The organism is Proteus genomosp. 4 str. ATCC 51469 (genome assembly GCF_003144375.1).
Lineage (GTDB): Bacteria > Pseudomonadota > Gammaproteobacteria > Enterobacterales > Enterobacteriaceae > Proteus.
This window is the reverse complement of sequence record NZ_PENV01000018.1, coordinates 1-19,616: the sequence shown is the minus strand read 5'-3', so window position 1 is coordinate 19,616 and position 19,616 is coordinate 1. Positions and strand designations below refer to the sequence as shown.

Genomic DNA, 19,616 nt, shown 5'->3' with positions numbered 1-19,616 from the left:
TTAAAAGTGATTGCCAGTTTAAATAATAGGGTTATCATGTCAACTAAAATTGATCACCATTGGTTTACATGATTAAGTGAAAAATAGAATGACACCTGAAGATATCGCTTTCGATTTACGCCACATTTGGCATCCATACACCTCAATGAGTAATCCGTTACCTGCTTACCCTATCGTCAGTGCAAAAGGCGTTGAATTAGTCTTAGCTGATGGTAGAAAACTGATTGATGGAATGTCTTCATGGTGGGCGGCAATTCATGGATATAATCATCCTGAACTTAATAATGCGGTTACCACACAACTAAACAATATGTCTCATGTTATGTTTGGTGGCATTACTCATCCCCCTGCAGTATCACTTTGTCGAAAATTATTAGCGATAACACCAGAGCCTCTTGAATGCATATTTCTAGCAGATTCAGGTTCGGTTGCCGTTGAAGTTGCTCTGAAAATGGCCTTGCAATATTGGCAGGCTAAAGGTGAAAAACGTCAACGTATTGTGGCGTTAAAACAGGGTTATCATGGCGATACCTTTGGCGCGATGTCAGTGTGTGATCCAGATAACTCCATGCACAGTCTGTACAAAGGTTACTTACCTAATCATCTCTTTGTAGATGCACCTAAAACAGGCTTTTATGAAGAGTGGGAGCCAGCTGATATCAACTCATTACGCTCAACACTAGAGCAACATCATCAAGAAATTGCCGCCGTTATGCTTGAACCAATTGTCCAAGGTGCGGGCGGAATGCGAATTTATCATCCTGAATATTTAAAACACGCAAGAGCCCTGTGTAATGAATTTGATGTGTTATTAATTGCAGATGAAATTGCCACTGGTTTTGGTCGAACAGGTAAGCTATTTGCCTGTGAACATGCTGAAATATCGCCAGATATTATGTGTATAGGTAAAGCATTAACAGGTGGATATATGACTTTATCAGCCACTTTAACTACACGTCATATCGCAGAAACTATCAGCCAAGGTGATGCAGGATGCTTTATGCATGGCCCTACTTATATGGGAAATCCTTTGGCTTGTGCTGTTGCTGATGCCAGTTTATCTCTATTAGCAAAAGGCGATTGGATAAACCAAGTTGCAGAAATTGAAAAACAACTAAAACGCGAGCTATTACCGTTAAAACAGACTAAAAGTGTCAAAGATGTGCGGGTTTTAGGGGCGATTGGCGTGGTCGAAATGAACGAGCCCGTTAATATGGCAAAATTACAAAAAATCTTTGTAGAGGAAGGGGTTTGGATCAGGCCTTTTGGCAAACTTATTTATATTATGCCACCATTCATTATGCCACCAGCAAGCCTAACTAAACTCACTCAAGCAATTGAAAAAGTGGTTAATCTTTCATAAATCTTTCATCAAAATAAACCTCTAGCAAGGTAATGTTTTGCTAGAGGTTCACAGTGTTTTTTATACTGTGACAGTTATTTTGTCACAACGGTAACCCACATTGCGCCTTTACCTACTGGGTAACAAGCTAATTTAGTTAATGCGCCGGTGTGTTTATCAATACGAGAAACAGAAGCAAAATCTGATTTTTGACCACAAGAAATCAGATAATTGCCTGTATTATCAAGATTAAAACCACGAGGCTGTGTCTGTGTTGAGTAATGCCCCACAGATTGTAAATAGTCGCCCGCTTCTGAAATTGCCATCGCACAGATAAAGCTTTCAGAGCGTTCGCTGGCATAAAGAAAACGGCCATCAGGTGTGATATGAATATCTGATGCCCAACGGGTACTGTTAAATGTTTCAGGGACAATATCGACCGTTTGCATTAAACGATATAAATCCCCCATACGACGATATACATTGATTGTCGCATCTAATTCATTAAGGCAATAAAACACATCCCCATTAGGATGAAATGCCATATGACGAGGGCCTGCATTTTGTGCTGTTGTCAGCTCTTCAGTTCCCGCCTCTGTTAAACGACCGTCTTCTGATAGATTAAATAAACGAATATGATCTTCACCTAAACAAGGCACAATCAGTTGTTTATTATTCCAATCAATATTAGATGAATGAGGTTTATCTAATCCTTCAATAATTTGGATAGGTGATTGAGGGACCCCCTTATCATTAATAGGTAAAACAGCCAAATTGCCTTGATGATAAGAAGGTACAAATAAGAAATGCCCAGTTTTATCTAAGCATAAATGAACAGGAGTACTTGGAATGGAAGTGATAGCCTTTTGTTCTAACTGGCCATTGGCTGCTATCGCAAATGTCACTACACTAAAATGAGGACGAATACCTACATAAAGGTATTTTCCATCCGCACTTGCAATCATCGGTTGTACTTGCCCTGCAACCTCAACAACCTGCAATAAATCCATTTCACCTTCAGTATTTAATGAATAAACATGGATTTGCTGACTCTCTGGACTTGCTACGTAGACTACCTGTTTCATCCCTTCTCCTTAAAACAGATTACCCTTTGATTTATAAAGAATAATAGAAAAACTAACGTTTAGTTGTCACGATTAAGCTAGTTTATCTTTTATTAGTTAACGTGTACCATCAGCAACATTGCATCTTAATACTATCAAGGGGCTTATTTATGTCATATCGCGTTATTGCTTTGGATCTTGATGGCACACTGCTTGATGACCAAAAACGTATCCTGCCAGAATCTTTAGAAGCACTCAATCTTGCAAGAAAAGCAGGTGTTAAAGTCTTAATTGTAACAGGTCGTCATCATGTTGCTATTCATCCATTCTATCAAGCACTCGATCTTGATACCCCTGCGATTTGCTGTAATGGGACTTACCTTTATGACTATATTGGTAAAAAGGTACTGGAATCCGATCCATTAACTACCCAAGAAACCAGCGCAGTATTAGATCTCGTTAAACAAACAGATGTACATCACTTAGTTTATGCTGATGATGCAATGATGTATGACCAACTATCAGCCCCAGTACAACGTACTTTAAAATGGTCAGAAACATTGCCTACCGCACAGCGTCCAAATTTAATCAAAGTCGATGATTTTTATAAAGCTATGCATGATGTTAATGCCATTTGGAAAATTGCGACAACAACGCCTGATCACGATGAATTACGCGCTTTAGTTGAAAAAATTGAGCAACAAGTCGGTTTAGAATGCGAATGGTCTTGGGTTGATCAAGTTGATATCGCCAAAAAAGGCAACAGTAAAGGTCGCCGTTTACAACGCTGGGTTGAAGCAAATGGCATGAATATGAGTGATGTTATTGCTTTTGGTGATAACTTTAATGACCTTAGCATGTTAGAACATGTGGGCTTAGGTGTTGCAATGGGTAATGCTTCAGATGAAGTGAAAGCTCGCGCTAAAATGGTCACAAAGGTGAATTCACAGCCGGGTATTGCTGAGACTATTCATAAATATATTCTGTCTTAGTCCTATTTTTATATCGCCCAAAAGAAAAAGACCTCACTTAAAATGAGGTCTTTTTTATCGACAAATGTAACTGATAACTCAAAGATGACGACTTAGCGAAATACTCTTTATTTGCGCATAAAGCCACTGCCCTTCTTGAATATTCAATTCATCTTTTGCCCAGGGCGTGATCCTCGCCCATAAATAATTACCATCATTGACAAGTTTCACATCAACTTGACCATCATTTTTAATGGTTTCAACCACTTTCATATGCAAAATATTACGAATACTGCTATTTGATGGACGAGTCGTTGTTAATGACACATCAGAAGCATCAATACGGACACGCACATCACGACCAATTTTAGTCTCGATTTGAGGCAACCACAGTACTTGGTTACCAAAAGCTGTTGCGGTCATATCGTAATGGCTATGGTGTTCTACAACCATTACATTGGCGATACTGCTTAATGTCTCTTTTTGTAACCAAGGACGTAATGCACTGCTTGCCCAGACATCTTCAAGTTTACCTGTCGCCTTAATTTTTCCTGCATCCATCACAATGACGTTATCTGCAAGTCGAATAATTTCATCAAGGCTGTGGCTCACATACAAAATCGGAATTTGTACATCTTGTGAGAGCTTTTCTAAATACGGCAGTAACTCACGTTTACGCGGTAAATCAAGCGAAGCCAAAGGCTCATCCATCAACATAATATCAGGTGCTGTTAACAACGCTCGCCCTATGGCAACACGCTGTTTTTCACCACCTGATAAGGTGATCGGAAAACGAGAGAGTAAATGACCAATCCCTAACAAATGAATAATGCGATCAAACTGTACTTTCATTGTCGGCGACATACCGTAAAGCAGATTTCCTTTTACGGTGTAATGAGGGAACAGTCGCGCATCTTGGAAAACATAACCCACTTTACGTTTTTCAGGTGGCAAATAAATTTTCTTTTCAGTATCAACCAGTGTGTGATTATTTAATACAATCCGTCCTGAATCTGGTTTTGTTAACCCCCCAATCACATTAATCAGTGAGGTTTTACCCGCTCCAGATAAACCAAAGACAGCGGTAATACTTTCTGTTGGTAGTTCAGTATTAACTTCCAGACGCAGTGATCCTAGCGTCTGTTTAAAATTCATCTCTAGCATACGCCCCCCAATCTTTTACGACCCCAACGAGTTAGCCACTCTGAAGCCATTAAAGAGACGAGCGCCAAAATAATTGCAATAATACATAAACGGGCGGCATCCATTTCCGCTCCTGGTGTTTCAATCAAGGTATACATTGCCAGAGGAATAGTTCTTGTTTCCCCCGGAATATTGGAGACGAAAGTGATTGTTGCGCCAAATTCTCCCAATGAGCGCGCAAATGCCAACACAATTCCTGCGATGATCCCTGGCATAGACAAAGGTAATGTTATGGTAAAAAAGACGCGTATCGGTGAAGCCCCTAAGGTTCTCGCCGCTTGTTCCATACGTTGATCGACAGCCTCTAATGCTAATCTGATCGCTCTTACCATCAGTGGAAATGCAACGACTGCGGATGCAAGTGCTGCGCCTCGCCAACTAAAGGTAAAGCTAAAACCAAACCAGTCATACAGCCATTCACCAATAAATCCACGTCTCCCCATACTGATCAGTAAAAGATAACCGACCACAACAGGAGGTAGAACTAAAGGTAAATGGATAATGCTATCAAGCAATGATTTACCGGGAAAACGTACCCTAACTAAAAGCCAAGCCATAAAAATACCAAAAGGTAGACTAATAATAACTGCTACAGTCGATACCTTAAGGCTTAGTATAATGGCTTGCCATTCGTATTCACTTAACATCTCCAAAAGTATAATTCCTACAGTGGGTTAAAGCCGTATTTCTTAAAGATTTCTGCGGCTTGAGGTGTTTTCAGATAGTCATAAAAATCACGAACTGCTTTATTGTCCTGACCTTTTACAACTGCCATTGGATACTCAACAGGTTTGTGGCTATCAGCTGGGAATACGCCGACCACTTTCACTTTATCACTCGCAACCGCATCAGAACCGTATACGATACCTAATGGTGCTTCATCACGTTCAACCAGCGCCATACCGCTACGTACGTTATTAGTACGCGCCATATCTGGGCTTACTGTATCCCATGCACCTAAATATTCTAATGATTCTTTTGCATAGATACCAACAGGCACATGGTCAGGATCGCCAACAGCTAGTTTTCCGCCATTAAGTAAGGATTTCCATTTGGTTTCCTTATTAATAACAACGTCATTTAATTTACTATCTTTAGGGGCAATGAGTACTAAATCATTACCTAATAGTGTATGACGTGAATCTGCAACCATTAAATTTTTATCGATTGCGTAGTCCATCCACTGCTGGTCTGCTGAAATAAACAGATTTGCAGGTGCGCCCTGTTCAATTTGGCGAGCCAGCGTTGAAGAAGATGCATAAGACGCAACAACTTCAGTTTGTTTCTCTTGCTTATATTGTGCCGAAATTTCATTAAGAGCATTGGTAAGAGAAGCGGCAGCAAATACCGTTACTTTTTCCGATGCAAAACTTTGGCTTACTAAAGCAAAAGAGATAACTGCGCCAGCAAGTAACTTGCCTGATAATTTTTTCATGTTCTAATTCCACTTAAATTAAAGGATGACACGCTGTATATACCAAGATACAGCGTAAAATGAAAGGATTAGATGTTAGAAACTGGTTATATATCAATAAATATAACCATAAAAATAGGGGCAAAAAAATAGAGATAGAAGCGCAGTCAACAACACGACAATTTGAAATGAGTGAATAGATACTCTAAATAATTCAAGTCACAGCTAGGCGACAAGTGAATGAGTCACTAGGAGCATACACAAGTATGTGACTAGTGCGAATGAACGCAGTCAACAACGCTGTGGCTTGAAGTATGACGAGTATCATGAGTATGTGGCTAGTGCGAATGAGAACACAGTCAACAACGCTGTGGCTTGAAGTATGACGAGTATCATGAGTATAAAAAACAGCCCTTTAAATAAAGGGCTGTTCTAAATCAGGAAGGGAGAAATTATGATTTTTTGTCTGCTTTTGGCTGACTTGGTGAAATCAAGTTAAATATTTCACCTAAACCATAAATGATGCCCATAATCAGTACCATAACAACAGGTACCATCAAGAGAGCAAACCCTAAACTTTTCAATAATTCAAGCATGATAACCTCTTTATCATGGTATATTCGGAAAGCCAGAGTTGGCATTTCTTCACGAATGACGAATAATAACGCTATAGATGTATATATTCTAGAGAATTATCGCTTTGTGTCGGCACAAAAAATGCGATAAACACACAAAAAAAGAAGAAGCCTATCATTATGCAAGCAGAAATATTATTAACTCTTAAACTTCAAGATAAGCTCTTTGCCGATCCTCGCCGCGTTGCGCTGTTAAAACAAATCAAAGCGACGGGTTCAATTAGTCAAGGGGCAAAAATGGCGGGCATTAGTTATAAAAGTGCTTGGGATGCCATTAATGAAATGAATCAACTCGCAGACGAACTTCTTGTTGATAGAGCAACAGGTGGTAAAGGTGGCGGTGGAGCAACTCTCACACATTATTGTGAGCGCTTACTTCAACTTTACGATCTGCTCGGTCAAATTCAGCAAAAAGCCTTTGATGTATTGAAAGATGATTCACTCCCTCTTGATAGTCTTTTAGCGGCTATTTCTCGTTTTTCATTACAGACCAGTGCTAGAAACCAATTTTTTGGTACGATTATTGAGCGTGACAACCTGCAAGTTCAACAACATGTTAATGTGCAACTTGCAGATAGAAAAACGATCATTCGTGCTGCTTTAACAGAGAAAAGCGCTGATCGCCTAGGGCTTAAAAAAGGTAAAGAAGTACTGATTTTAATTAAGGCACCTTGGGTCAATATTGAAAAAGGAACTTCTTTAACACAGCAATATGACAATGCGCTTTCAGGCACACTCACTCAAATTGAGACGGGTAGTGAAAACAGCGAATTAGTGGTGACATTAGAAGGTGGACAAGAAGTTTGTGCCACATGTTCTAATCAGCATGTTAAAGAGCAAAAACTGCATATTAATGACAGCGTAACGGCTTTATTTAATGCTGATCAGGTGATTGTCGCAACACTGTGTTAATCATTAATATGATTACTTTTAAATAAAAAATAAAACCATCACTTAGTTATTATTTTAACAATAATATTAAGTGATGGTTTTTAATTGATAAAATTATAAAAAGTTACCTTACACTTGGTTGATATAAGATGATTTTAATATCCATTTAAACTTTTCGACTAATACAACGCGTAAATGCCTCTTTTATTGAGGCACCTAAAACCTCATCACTACAATTGCTTTTTAACGTAATAATTGCGCTATCAGGTATTCCCTCGCCGACCCAATGATCCATACGTAAATGGTTTAGAGGACTAATAGTAATTTCATCATCTGTAAGCTCTAAGCTACATCGATTCATATTATTAAAAAGTGCTGTTTTATTTTTATAATTATACTCTTTAATTATTTTTCTCACCCACTCTGAATAAGATTTTTTATCATTATACATCTCATTAAATTCTTGTGAGTTACTTTCTATTTTTCTACTATTACTTAAAGAAACTTTTGAATAATGACCTAACTTACCATCAGTGATATTCTTAGATAAAACGTTATATCCATTTTTTAAATCCATAAAGTGGATATAGCACCCCGAGATAGTTACTATAATATAGTAATCATAATTAAAGTAAATATCTGCATATAAATTATAGCCTTTCGATATAATCATTAACTACTCTTCAATTACAGTAATATTAAACCTAATATTCTTTGATGATGCATTTTGTAATTGTTACATAGGTAAATTTACCGCAACAAGTAGTTTTAATCTTAAATATTTATCCTTTAGTTTTTTTGAATATAAACTCAATGATGATATATTGATATCTTTAAATTCACCATTAACTCTAGAAAGTTCAAACTCAACAATGAACTCTTTATTAACTAATAAAGTATATAGATCATAATCTTCTTCCAAAATATGTTCTAAACAATAGACACTTATTATATCAGAGAATCTATCCTTTAAGAAAAAATTAATCTCCTTATTTTTTAGAACAGAACCTTCATTTTTAATTAGCGTCTCCTTAATAACCATTTCTTTCCTAGAACCAATTAATTTCACTTTAGTCTCCCTGGCATTGCTGTTACTAAATTGCCTATATTATCTGTTAAGATTGTTATAACATTCGTTGAATTTTTAGTAAACTTATCAATACCTATATATTTATCTAATATGATAACTCTCTCATACAGTTTTTCATCTTTACTATTAACGACTCTACTAATTTGTATTTTTGAAATATCATTACTTTAAAGTATCAGTTTTAAATCCACTTGACTAATAGTAAATTGACTAGCATTTTTATCTGAGAAATGCCGATGAACCACATGTACCCAACCTCGCTTTAAGTTACCATTTTGAATATTAATTCTAGATTGAACAATAGGATGGTCTAATTCATTTTTTAAAACTACTGTTTTGGCTCCATTAGATACTTTATATCCATTCGTAGTTACTCCCGAATATATTATAAGCTCCCCATTGTTGATTATCTCAATAACTTTTTTATTGGTAGTTATTAATAATTTCTCTTGCTCAACTATTGGTTTGATACTAGTAACATTTAGCTTTCCTGACGCCATTAAAGACTTTGAGCTATTTACTAACGAATTAGAAAAGGCTTTCGCGCTATCTTTTGAATTTGCTAATACTTTATAACCACCGCCTAAATTAGCACCAGCCAATGCGGCTTCTGGTGCTGTAACTTCAGCTATATGAATGCCAACAGCATTTGCACAATAAATCCAATTAGTTTTACATGTATTAAATGCAGCTTGAGCAATAGCAATAAGTTCTGGTGTTGCTGCAATAACAGTATGACCAGCAATAAAACTTGCACTTCCTCCTAAGCCAAGAGCGATTGCAATCATTCCTGCATTTTGTCGATTGACAACTCTTTCCGCTGCTGCAACATCTCCTTTCGAAGCAGCGATCATATCCTTATTATTTTCTAAAGCTAAGTTAGAAAGCATATGCTCACTGTAATTATGCCGATAAACTAATTCCGCAGAATTAGCTGCAGAAAATACGCCTTCAGGCTTACGAGTTACAATAGCACCTGTCAGTGCGCCAATTAATTTAGTGAGCTGTGTTTTTCCTTCATTGCTATGGATTGCCTCTTGAATTAATGCAACTTGTCTGTCTGCTTCATTTAAATAAGTAGGCTCAAATAATTTACTTTGTAGCGATATCGCTGCTATCTCTGCCGCCAATGCACCAGCAACTGCACCTGTAACACTACCTCCTGCAATTTCTGCACTAACACCTGCTACTACCGAATGACTTAAAACCTTTCCTGCATGACCTAATACCGCGCCATTATCACCAATTAAATTGGCGCCTTCGGCATGAAGCTGACTACCGATATTGCTTAATAGCGCGGTTTTAAAATTATCAATAAAACTGCCACCTTGAATGGCAGTGCCCAATGTTGAACTGACAACTGAATGAGAGGCAACGCGTTGTGCAACTTGATTCCATGTTGCGCTATCGGTCGCAAGTAACTTGCCTGTTGAAGGTAATGTTCCACCTTGGATTGCCTGATCCCAACCCATAAATTGGTCAAGACCCTGAAGTGCCCCTGCAACCACCATACTCGTCACCACAGACTTGACCGTGTCGCTACGCCCCAGTGATTCAAGTGTTTTAGAGATGTTGCCTTGGTTTTCAGCTAAAGAGACCGCCGCTTGCGAAACTAAAGAGGCAAAACCTGCTTGTGCTGCAACCGATGCCGTTGAAGCCACGCTTGCTGAAGCACCCGCCACAATGGTTGCTTTACTTGCCATTCCACCAATAGTTGCCGCGGTTGCTGTACCGTAAGTGGCAACTCCCACTGCAATAGCGATAACCGCACCAACAACAGGATTTAATTGTTTTGTTTTATCATCCCAATCAGAATAGGTATCCTTAACTAAATTCCAATTGACGTTTTGATGATGTTGAAGATCTTTAAGCCATGCATATTCTGGAGTGTTACTTAAAACTGTTAATGCTTGTTCTAGTGATTGTCCTTTTTGAACTTTAATATCAGCAGATATTCCTTTAGGCGCATCAATAGTCAGTTTTCCACCAATATAAAGTGTTGGTAATGCCCAACTCTCTTTGATATAACCCTGATTGCGCTGAGTAATATAAATATCTTTTGAATTAGTAATAACTTGCTTAAATGCTGTATTTTTAACTGCTTTAAAATTAACTTTTCCTGTTTTACTGGTTAATTTTGCATTCTTCGCTGTTTCTAGTTTGCTCGCTTCTAAGGTAATATCATCTTTAGCAAATAAATTAATATCGCCATTAGCGATAAACTCGGTAACTTTATTATTTGTATTATGACGTTTTTTCGTGTATTTCTTTTTGGTAGTACATAAAGTCCACGGATTACATTTTTTCTTCTCCTCTTCGTAATAACTCGATTCCTCCATCGCTTGTGCGTAAAGAAATCCACCTTTAGCAGCAATATCTATCTTTTTATTGGCAATCAATTTTGATGCCTGAAATAAAATACTGCCTTCAGATAATAGAGTTAAATTATTACCACTATTAATTTCAGTACTGACTTGTTTGCGAAGTTCTTCTAACTTAGAACCCGACTCTTTACGAAAATATGTTCTTACCGATCCTAATTGAATATTACCACTACTGGATATCGTAATGTTACCGTCTGATTTGAGTGAGCTACCTTCTGTTATTAACGCACCTGATGACGCAATAGAAATGCCTTTATTTCCTGTAATAGCCGATGTGCTATACTGAATATCTTGAGAATCTTCGTGGGGATCTTTGATGGCGGAATAAGCATTTGCACCCAGCTTTATATTCCTACCAGCTAATACAATGACTTTATCTTTTGAATTTAATACTGTTGAACTTAAATCAACATCACGCGCTGCATTTAAGATAAGGTTATCATCTGAAAATAACTTAGATTGTAATTGAGGATAATAAATATCACTAAAGAAAGGATCGGCTTCTTTTATTGATTTTGAGGCAAGGAAAATATCCTGCCCTGCATTAAAGGTTATAGCTTTATCGCTGTGATATTTTATTCCTTGACTAATAATATCTTTACCAGCCGTAAATGTAATATCACCTCGCGTTTTCCAGCTTTCCGTTTTTGATAATGCAGACTCTTTATTATACAAATGAAAATATGGTAATATCTTAAAAAGTTCCGATTCATTTCTCTGAATTTTTATATCACCTTGTGAAATTAAGCTTAAGAAGTTAGCATTATTAATTTCAATATTATTAAAAGTTATATCTTTTCCAGATTGAAATAAAATAGAATCAGAGACATTAATAGCCGGTGGAGTTAGAACATTATTTTCATTAAATGCAGAAATGGGATTTAATGTATAATCAATGTTTCCATTCTTAGCAAGAACAACACCGTCTTTTGCTGTTAGATCTACTTGGTTAAGCTCTATATTTTTATTTGAAATTAAGCTTAATGATTTTTTAGATGAGAGGTGTGAATCTTTTACAATAATATCTCCACTAGAGATAACAGATAGTTCATTATTTGAATTTATATTTGACGATATATTAATAGAATTAGAATTAATCAATATGTTATTAGCTAAAAAATTATAACCTGAGTGTAACTTGTTTATTGATTTTTTTATTGGTAAATACTTAGATGGGGGATTTGCTTCTATATTGATACTATTTTTAAAATCTAAAACCAAATTACCTTTCGATAATATCGTAGAAAAACTTTTTCTATCAGGTGACCAAGAATAAAACTTATTAAGTAGTTCAAATTTCAACGGCTCCCTTACATAAAGAATATCATAATTACCATCGTCATCCTCTTCATCTACATATACACCGAGATCTTTATATGAAGTCTTATACCTATACCATAAATTTAACTCTCCAGGCATTAAATTTGAAATAACAGCATTACTTCCTGTCAAAATAGTATTTTCATTACTATGTATCACACCTAGGTTATTAATCAATTCATTAGCATTAATGTAAATGTTTTTTCCTGAATCAATATGTCCTATAAAATCACTATAATTATATTTATATCTTTCTGTATTAATAATATCTGTACTTGTTAAATCTAGGTAACCAAACCATTTTTCATATGGAAAATTTTCCAACACAGGATAATATGTATTTATAGAAACAACGCCTTGGCTATTTCCCCAATATGATGCAACAAAACTTTTTCTAGCCGTAGAGTTTGCTTCGACATTTAAAAAAGTTGGTAATTCATTTAAAGATGTATTAACTAATTTCTTAGTTCGAATAATCAAGTCACCCTTTTCTGTTTTTATCGTGGCTGATTGATTTTCAATTAAAGTGCTTGGATCACCCTGCGCATTTCTCTGTATCCATAAATTATCTTTCGCTTGAATAAGTGCCTTTTCACCTTTGTTAGTGAGTTTATCTGCAAATAAACGCATATCTTTCTCTGAGATAACTTCACTATGATTAATCAGCGTATTAGTTGCTAAAGTAATATCTCTTTTTGCTTTTAACTTTGTATTACTATTAATTTGTAGTTCTTTACTACTAACATTAATATCTTGTTCAGATTGAATATTGCCATTAAAGGTAATTTTTCCATCAACAGTTATATTCACACTGTTTTGATTTGTCTGAATATTACTTAAATTAACACCAATACCTTTTTCTGTACTGACTAGACGGATTTGATTGGCATACATTCCACCTAGCGCTTTAGTATCAATAGAAAGTATGGGTTTAACACCTTCACCATTAATGCTATTTACTGTACCTTTATCAAAATCGATACGGTTATTTCCTTGCATTAAAGAAAGGTTTTTAGCGTTAATTTTTCCATTTAACTCAATACTACGGCTGATAATGTCAGCATAATCCTGAGCTTGGAGATCTATACCTTGCGTGCCAATAACAACACCGCCTTTTTTCACTTCTATTGCCGAATAGGCGCCTTGAGGATTAAAAAGAGGTTTTCCTGTTGTGAGTGTAATTGCTGGGGTATTTATAAACGAACAACCATCACACGTAATACCATTTGGATTAGCAATAACAACTTTCGCTTGTTCTCCTGCAACTTCCAATTTTCCTTGTAATTGTGAGCGCCCATTTCCCACCACTTCATTAATAATTAAATGAGCAGCACTTCCTTTTAAATTAGTATTGGCATTCACTTGTTTGGCTAATTGTGTATTAACAGAAGTTGTCGCATTATTAATTACAACACCTTGCTTGCTAACATTGAACGAATGAAACTTATTATGAGAAATACCAAGATTATTAGGTGTTGAAATATTAATAATAGGAACAGTATTTTGCTGATTGACTTTAATCGTTTTATCGGAGGGTGTAATTGCTGAGCTCCAAGCTGGATGTAATGGATAAATAGCAATTACATAAGCGATGCTATAACTTATTAAACGTTGTTTCCAAGAAATATCCTTTTCACACATAAAAACTCCTAACATTTAAATAGCAAGAGAAATGGACCAATATAAAGACCAGCAATCTGGCTTTAATGATTTGGGATAAAACACAGGTTTATTAATTAAAATTTGAGAAGAAAAAGTGGAATGATAAAAAGAAGCACCTATTGCACTTCCAATTATTTTATTCTTTTCTGTTTCATATTGATCTGAATGGGCGACACCATAATCAAGTGCAAAAATAAAATTCCATTTACTTAAAAACGAAGTTATTGGTGATATATTTATTTCATTGCGCCAATAAAACCCACTATTAGCATTAAAATTTATTTCTTTATATCCACGAACAGCTTTTATTCCATCTATTGCTATTTTTTCCGAACCATAAAGATTATCAGGCGTATATTGACTATGAAATGAAGTAAGATAGGAAAACTGATCAGTGAATAAATATTGATAGCTTAAATTTAAACTTAGTTTTCGATAATGACTACGAGGTGAATTGTCAGCAATATAATCAGGTGTCGCGCCAAAAAGAGAGATCCCAAACTCAGCAGTTGGATTAATGATTAAATATCCATTATGTAAACTTAAAGTATATTCAGGGCTAAATGATAAAGAAGTCAATGTGGGACTATTTATTAATAATTTTTGTTGTGCTAACTGCGTTTTTGCTTTCTTATGCTTTAACGTTCCCTTTAGTGTTACTCGTTGTTTATTATCTCGATAGACTAAACGACTAATATCAAATTGCTGATCTTTATTTTTGTTTTTATAAATATATTTGTGATTATTTTGGAAGGAATAAGATGAACTACTATCAGATAACTGGTATTGATAAAACCAATAACCATAAGGGATATTAACACTTGCAGTATAAGCACGAGAATAGTGAGCATGAGGGAAATCTGTATTTGTTTTTAGTGAAAAAATCCACTGCTCACCCAAGCCAAACAAAGAATCTATTGTTGTTGTATTAGTAAGTAAGATCTTTCCTGTTGTTTCTGTTCCCGAATTATCAATTGTTAATCGATTCTTTAAAGGAAGTTTTTTAGCTTTTCGATTAATGGTTACAGATGAATATCCCACACTATCGCTTGGTTGAATATCCAATGTATATTGCGTTGTTATTAATCGATTAAGCTGTTCTAATCCATGTTCTAAATCTCGTAGGTTTAAAATTTTCTCTTTAAAGGAAGGAAAAATAATATCAATTAATCTAGATGAAACACCATTGATAGAAATATCTTTTATTCTACCTTCAATAATCTTTATTACTAACTTATGATTAGAAAGATCTTGCTCTGGAATAATAGCTTGTGAGGTAACATAACCTTTTTCAATATAATTATTAGTAATTGATTTAGCGACCTTATGCATATCATTTAATGTTAGACATTGTTGTAGATACGGTGAAATTACTTTAGATTTCTGTCTATCATCTAATAAAGTATTTTCTGTAAGATCAACTTTATTAATAAGAAAGCATTTATTATTTACATTTTCATCATTCAAAGAAAAACTATTTTTGCTAACGAGTAAAAATATAAAGAAGAATAAGTTTATTTTTTTAAATTTATGCATATATAAGTCATCCTTAAAGAGATGTTTATATATTTACATAGGAAACGCATTTTAAAGGTTATCATTAAATAGTAGGTGTATAAGACTTTTGGAAAAAGTTCTTTCAGCAAATATTGACAAGTTTCTATTAACCCTATATTGCTAGATACTTAACTTGCACTTAGCTTACATTAAAAAAATAAGGCTAATAATAATGAAACACTTACAACTCAACAAAACACAATTCCGCTTAAGCGATAAACTTTGTTTACAAATTGACAATTTAGCCATAAATGAAGGTGAGAGTTGGGCATTTGTAGGCAGTAATGGAAGCGGCAAAACCGCCTTAGCAAATGCATTATGCCAAGAAGGTATTTTGCTCTCTGGTGAATTTATCAGCACATTTTCTCGTCCAATTAGTCTCTCTTTTGAAAAACTGCAAAAAATGATTGAAGAAGAGTGGCGTCGGAATAACACAGATTTATTAAGTGAAGGTGAAGAAGATACTGGCTTAACTGTTGCTCAAGTTATTCAAATGCAGGTAAAAGATGATGACAGATGCTTTTTATTAGCAAAGCAATTTGGTGTTGAATACCTTTTATCAAGGCGTTTTAAATATCTATCTACCGGTGAATCTCGAAAAATATTGCTTATTCAACTTTTAATGAATAAACCTGATTTAATTATTTTAGATGAGCCTTTTGATGGATTAGATGTTGATTCTCGCCGTGCTTTAAATGAATTGTTAACACTATTACATCAACAAAATCTGACTATCGTACTCATTCTAAATCGTTTTAATGATATTCCTGATTTTATTCAGTATGCAGGTCTACTCATTAATTGCGAATTAGTCGCCAACGGTGAGAAAGAACAGGTTTTATCTGACTCTGTTATTGGGCAATTATCTCACAGTGAAACTCTTGAAAATCTCACATTACCTGAACAAGATTCGCCTGATGCCATTCCTCAATTATCACCGACACTTTCCCCTATCGTGCTAAAAGATGGAGTAGTGAGCTATAACGATAAACCTGTTCTTCACCATTTAAGCTGGGAGGTAAAACCTCAGCAACATTGGCAGATTTTAGGCCCTAATGGTGCAGGAAAATCGACATTATTAAGTTTAATTACGGGCGATCACCCTCAAGGCTACAGCAATGACTTAACGCTATTTGGTCGTAAAAGAGGAAGTGGTGAAACAGTATGGGAAATTAAACGCCATATTGGTTATGTCAGTAATGCCTTACATCAGAGTTACCGTGTTTCTTCAACGGTAAAAAATGTCATTATTTCAGGTTTCCATGACTCTATTGGCATTTATCAAGCGATTACAGATAAACAGCTAAAACTTGCTGATGAATGGTTAGCGTTAATTGGTTTAACTGCACATGCTAATCATCCATTTCATGCCTTATCTTGGGGTCAGCAACGCTTAGTGTTAATTGTTAGAGCATTAGTTAAACACCCTACCTTACTTATTCTTGATGAGCCATTGCAAGGATTAGACACAACGAACCGGCTCTTAGTACAGCGTTTTATTGATATCATGATAAGCCACAGTAATACGCAACTTTTGTTTGTGAGCCACCATCAAGAAGATGCGCCATCGTGTATTACTCATCGATTGACTTTTATTAAAGAAGGCGAAATTTATCGTTACCAGCAAGAAATTTGTTAAATGTTCATTTTTACTGTCATAATCAGGGCAATGATTTTAGAAATTAACGCTAAACTTAGGTCTGAATTTTTATTTAAATCGACATTTTCTTGCTTATTATTTGAACAATAATAAATAAAGAATGTGTCGTTTTTACAGGCGCTATTTTCGTCTATTTTTTATACAAAACGGATATTTTGTTTTTTTACGCCGATCCCGCTAGATTAATAGCTTGAACGATTAAGCAAAAGGTGTGACAACTGTGCAATAATTCATCGAACAAACGACATTTTTGACTTAATCCCCCTTGTTTTGTCACTTATGTTTGGCGTTCTTGTCGATGATCCATATAATGATTGAAGTGCTAATTTTAAACTTATATTAAGAAAGTAATTATAGGAGTCTAAACTATGGCAGTAACTAAGCTTGTGCTAGTTCGACACGGTGAAAGTGTATGGAACAAAGAAAACCGTTTTACAGGCTGGACTGACGTTGAGCTGTCCGAAAAAGGCCGTAATGAAGCGCAAGAAGCAGGTAAACTGCTGAAAGCTGAAGGTTTCGTTTTTGACTATGCATATACTTCTGTTCTGAAACGCGCAATTCACACCCTGTGGAACATTCTTGATCAAGTTGATCAACAATGGCTGCCAGTTGAAAAATGCTGGAAATTAAACGAACGTCATTACGGTGCTCTGCAAGGCTTAAACAAAGCTGAAACTGCTGAAAAATACGGTGACGAGCAAGTTAAACAATGGCGTCGTGGTTTTGCTATCACTCCACCAGAATTAACTAAAGACGATGAACGTTTCCCAGGTAAAGATCCTCGTTATGCATCTTTAACTGCGGCAGAACTGCCATTAACAGAAAGCCTAGCATTAACTATCGACCGTGTAACACCATACTGGGAAGAAGTTATCAAACCACGTGTTGCTTCTGGTGAGAAAGTTATTATTGCAGCTCACGGTAACTCACTGCGTGCTCTGGTTAAATACCTAGACAACATGAGCGAAGACGAAATTCTTGAGCTGAATATCCCAACAGCTGTACCTTTAGTTTACGAATTTGATGAAAACATGAAACCAATCAAACGTTACTACTTAGGTAATGCTGACGAAATCGCAGCAAAAGCAGCCGCTGTTGCTAACCAAGGTAAAGCGAAGTAATTTTGCTTTAAATCTATTAATTTAGGTTTATATGATAAATACCGCTAGAAATAGCGGTATTTTTTATTTTCTATTATTTAAAATTAACTATTTAATATTAGATTCCTATTTGTATTAATAATTAGTAAATCTTACTTAATAAAATTATAATTAATTATTAAATAAATATAAAAATAAGGATATTAATATGAAATTAAAAATAGCTACCATTCTATTTATTATTATATTTATAATAATGTTTGTTTTATTCCCGTTTAAGGAGGATAAAATAAATGATCCTTCTCCCTCTCTATTTAAACAAAGCCTTTCACATTATCAGCTTTACTTAGGCGATATTTATTTTGATAAGAATGATAAAAACAAAGCCCGCAAGTTTTATTTATTATCTGCTTATAACGAGAATGCGGAGGCTCAAGCAAAAATAGGTTTTTTCTACATGAAAGGAGATCTTTTTTTTCCAAAAGATTATGAAATAGCAATAGAATGGTTATTAAAATCAGCAGATAAAAATAACCCTCGAGCACAAACATATATTGCTTATCTGTATAGTAAAGGTCTTGGTGTAGAAAAAAATATTAAAATATCTATGAACTGGTATTTAAAATCTGCAGCTCAAGGATTTGGGATGGCTCAAAATAATCTTGGTGTTCTATATTTTGAAGGAAATGGTGTTATTCAAGATTATCAACAAGCAATGGAATGGTATTTAAAAGCAACTAGTAATGGATACATTAAAGCAAACAATAATATTGCTTATTCATATCAACATGGCTTAGGAGTTGAGCAGAATTATCAGAAAGCAATGACCTTCTATTTAAAGGCGGCTGAAGATAATGATCCCTCAGCTATTTATAATATCGGTTATTTATATGAAAAAGGACTGGGTGTCATTGCTGACAAAGAAAAAGCATGTGAATGGTATCAAAAGTCATATGAGCTTGGATTTAAACCCGCTAAATTCAGACTTGATCTATTAAAAATACATAACTAACTTATTTTCTTTTTCATAAAAAATACCGTTGATTAATTATCAACGGTATTACAGTTTGTGTACTAATATAATATCAGTTAACCGCGACGAGCAACAACCGCATCTGCTAGTTGACGTAACAGTATTTCAGTATCATCCCAACCAATACAAGCATCGGTGATACTTTTACCGTAAACCAATGGTTCACTGCTTTCTAATGACTGGCTACCTTCCACTAAATGACTCTCAATCATAACGCCGATTAATGCTTTTTCACCTGAGCTAATTTGTTGGCAAATATCAGCACCAACTTCCATTTGTTTCTCAAATTT

The 19,616-nt window shown here is 35.3% G+C and carries 15 protein-coding genes and 1 pseudogene; 6 read left to right on the top strand and 10 right to left on the bottom strand.

Annotated elements, in window-relative coordinates; genetic code table 11:
* Positions 1–88 precede the first annotated feature (88 nt).
* Positions 89–1,363 carry an adenosylmethionine--8-amino-7-oxononanoate transaminase gene (gene bioA, locus DK866_RS15885; RefSeq protein ID WP_109409676.1) on the top strand — a complete coding sequence of 425 codons (1,275 nt, stop codon included), beginning with the start codon at positions 89–91 and terminating at the stop codon, positions 1,361–1,363.
* Positions 1,364–1,437: 74 nt separating this feature from the next.
* Here the strand turns inward: bioA and pgl are convergent, their stop codons facing one another.
* Positions 1,438–2,427, bottom strand: coding sequence for a 6-phosphogluconolactonase (pgl, locus tag DK866_RS15880; RefSeq protein WP_109409675.1), 990 nt, complete (start codon positions 2,425–2,427; stop codon positions 1,438–1,440).
* 149 nt (positions 2,428–2,576) lie between these two features.
* On the opposite strand from pgl, the gene DK866_RS15875 reads away from it, so the two are divergent.
* A complete protein-coding gene (locus tag DK866_RS15875) occupies positions 2,577–3,398 on the top strand; it encodes a pyridoxal phosphatase (protein ID WP_088493388.1) in 822 nt (273 codons plus the stop codon).
* 78 nt (positions 3,399–3,476) lie between these two features.
* On the opposite strand, the gene modC is transcribed toward DK866_RS15875, so the two are convergent.
* From modC to DK866_RS15855, 4 genes are all read right to left on the bottom strand, one after another.
* Positions 3,477–4,541 (bottom strand): molybdenum ABC transporter ATP-binding protein ModC, encoded by a 1,065-nt coding sequence (gene modC / locus DK866_RS15870; RefSeq protein ID WP_088493389.1) that lies wholly within the window; start codon positions 4,539–4,541, stop codon positions 3,477–3,479.
* Positions 4,535–5,227 (bottom strand): molybdate ABC transporter permease subunit, encoded by a 693-nt coding sequence (gene modB / locus DK866_RS15865; RefSeq protein ID WP_109409674.1) that lies wholly within the window; start codon positions 5,225–5,227, stop codon positions 4,535–4,537. Before modB ends, modC begins: the two co-directional genes overlap by 7 nt.
* 17 nt (positions 5,228–5,244) lie before the next feature.
* Complete coding sequence (gene modA, locus DK866_RS15860; RefSeq protein ID WP_109409673.1) at positions 5,245–6,015, bottom strand: molybdate ABC transporter substrate-binding protein; 771 nt, start codon at positions 6,013–6,015, stop codon at positions 5,245–5,247.
* Positions 6,016–6,446: 431 nt separating this feature from the next.
* The gene (locus DK866_RS15855; protein WP_088493390.1) at positions 6,447–6,590 is read right to left on the bottom strand and encodes an AcrZ family multidrug efflux pump-associated protein; all 144 of its coding nucleotides are present in this window, start codon (positions 6,588–6,590) and stop codon (positions 6,447–6,449) included.
* A 159-nt stretch (positions 6,591–6,749) separates the two neighbouring features.
* Here DK866_RS15855 and modE point away from each other — a divergent pair, with 159 nt between their 5' ends.
* Positions 6,750–7,541 (top strand): molybdenum-dependent transcriptional regulator, encoded by a 792-nt coding sequence (modE, locus tag DK866_RS15850; RefSeq protein WP_087803643.1) that lies wholly within the window; start codon positions 6,750–6,752, stop codon positions 7,539–7,541.
* Positions 7,542–7,686: 145 nt separating this feature from the next.
* Here modE and DK866_RS15845 read toward each other — a convergent pair whose 3' ends face one another.
* From DK866_RS15845 to DK866_RS15830, 4 genes are all read right to left on the bottom strand, one after another.
* Positions 7,687–8,193: a contact-dependent growth inhibition system immunity protein gene (locus DK866_RS15845; RefSeq protein WP_109409672.1), complete on the bottom strand. Its 507-nt coding sequence runs from the start codon at positions 8,191–8,193 to the stop codon at positions 7,687–7,689.
* A 63-nt stretch (positions 8,194–8,256) separates the two neighbouring features.
* On the bottom strand, positions 8,257–8,589 hold the full coding sequence (locus tag DK866_RS15840; RefSeq protein WP_109409671.1) for a hypothetical protein: 333 nt from the start codon (positions 8,587–8,589) through the stop codon (positions 8,257–8,259).
* A gap of 188 nt (positions 8,590–8,777) precedes the next feature.
* A complete protein-coding gene (locus DK866_RS15835) occupies positions 8,778–13,955 on the bottom strand; it encodes a DUF637 domain-containing protein (RefSeq protein ID WP_208624188.1) in 5,178 nt (1,725 codons plus the stop codon).
* 15 nt (positions 13,956–13,970) lie between these two features.
* A complete protein-coding gene (locus DK866_RS15830) occupies positions 13,971–15,512 on the bottom strand; it encodes a ShlB/FhaC/HecB family hemolysin secretion/activation protein (protein ID WP_109409670.1) in 1,542 nt (513 codons plus the stop codon).
* A gap of 193 nt (positions 15,513–15,705) precedes the next feature.
* Here DK866_RS15830 and modF point away from each other — a divergent pair, with 193 nt between their 5' ends.
* The 3 genes from modF (at position 15,706) to DK866_RS15815 (ending at position 19,305) form a co-directional block, all read left to right on the top strand.
* On the top strand, positions 15,706–17,172 hold the full coding sequence (gene modF, locus DK866_RS15825) for a molybdate ABC transporter ATP-binding protein ModF (protein ID WP_088493398.1): 1,467 nt from the start codon (positions 15,706–15,708) through the stop codon (positions 17,170–17,172).
* 389 nt (positions 17,173–17,561) lie between these two features.
* Entirely contained in the window at positions 17,562–18,314 is a 753-nt protein-coding gene (gpmA, locus tag DK866_RS15820; RefSeq protein ID WP_036938379.1) for a 2,3-diphosphoglycerate-dependent phosphoglycerate mutase, read from the top strand.
* 187 nt (positions 18,315–18,501) lie between these two features.
* Positions 18,502–19,305, top strand: a complete 804-nt coding sequence (locus DK866_RS15815) for a tetratricopeptide repeat protein (RefSeq protein ID WP_109409669.1) — start codon at positions 18,502–18,504, stop codon at positions 19,303–19,305.
* A gap of 77 nt (positions 19,306–19,382) precedes the next feature.
* Here DK866_RS15815 and DK866_RS15810 read toward each other — a convergent pair.
* Positions 19,383–19,616 (bottom strand): annotated as a pseudogene (locus DK866_RS15810) (3-deoxy-7-phosphoheptulonate synthase); the annotation flags it as partial.

Coding starts and splice junctions, on each gene's coding strand:
- modA (WP_109409673.1), bottom strand. CDS start 6,015: ATGAAAAAATTATCAGGCAAGTTACTTGCTGGCGCAGTTATCTCTTTT.
- modC (WP_088493389.1), bottom strand. CDS start 4,541: ATGCTAGAGATGAATTTTAAACAGACGCTAGGATCACTGCGTCTGGAA.
- DK866_RS15875 (WP_088493388.1), top strand. CDS start 2,577: ATGTCATATCGCGTTATTGCTTTGGATCTTGATGGCACACTGCTTGAT.
- gpmA (WP_036938379.1), top strand. CDS start 17,562: ATGGCAGTAACTAAGCTTGTGCTAGTTCGACACGGTGAAAGTGTATGG.
- DK866_RS15835 (WP_208624188.1), bottom strand. CDS start 13,955: ATGTGTGAAAAGGATATTTCTTGGAAACAACGTTTAATAAGTTATAGC.
- DK866_RS15815 (WP_109409669.1), top strand. CDS start 18,502: ATGAAATTAAAAATAGCTACCATTCTATTTATTATTATATTTATAATA.
- DK866_RS15855 (WP_088493390.1), bottom strand. CDS start 6,590: ATGCTTGAATTATTGAAAAGTTTAGGGTTTGCTCTCTTGATGGTACCT.
- bioA (WP_109409676.1), top strand. CDS start 89: ATGACACCTGAAGATATCGCTTTCGATTTACGCCACATTTGGCATCCA.
- modE (WP_087803643.1), top strand. CDS start 6,750: ATGCAAGCAGAAATATTATTAACTCTTAAACTTCAAGATAAGCTCTTT.
- pgl (WP_109409675.1), bottom strand. CDS start 2,427: ATGAAACAGGTAGTCTACGTAGCAAGTCCAGAGAGTCAGCAAATCCAT.
- DK866_RS15845 (WP_109409672.1), bottom strand. CDS start 8,193: ATGATTATATCGAAAGGCTATAATTTATATGCAGATATTTACTTTAAT.
- modF (WP_088493398.1), top strand. CDS start 15,706: ATGAAACACTTACAACTCAACAAAACACAATTCCGCTTAAGCGATAAA.
- modB (WP_109409674.1), bottom strand. CDS start 5,227: ATGTTAAGTGAATACGAATGGCAAGCCATTATACTAAGCCTTAAGGTA.
- DK866_RS15830 (WP_109409670.1), bottom strand. CDS start 15,512: ATGCATAAATTTAAAAAAATAAACTTATTCTTCTTTATATTTTTACTC.